1 protein-coding gene is annotated in these 225 nt (G+C 71.6%); it reads right to left on the bottom strand.

The window, feature by feature from the left end; genetic code table 11:
• The coding region (locus OXG98_14180) for a hydantoinase/oxoprolinase family protein (GenBank protein ID MCY3773149.1) at positions 1–225 on the bottom strand (225 nt) is incomplete at both ends.

Consider the following 225-nt stretch of genomic DNA (forward strand, 5'->3'; position numbering starts at 1 on the left):
GGCGTCGGTGATGGTCGGTTCGATTCCGCCCCGGCCATAGCAGGCCGGTCCGGGGACGGCACCCGCGCTACGGGGTCCGACGCGCAGCGCGCCACCGTCGTCTACCCAGGCCAGGCTGCCGCCTCCCGCACCGACCTCGACAATATCGTAGGCGGGAACGCGCAGTGCATAGCCGGCACCCTTGCTCAGCCGCCCAGCCCGGTTAATACCCGCCCCAACCTCGCC

Source organism: Gemmatimonadota bacterium (assembly GCA_026706345.1).
GTDB lineage: Bacteria > JAAXHH01 > JAAXHH01 > JAAXHH01 > JAAXHH01 > JAAXHH01.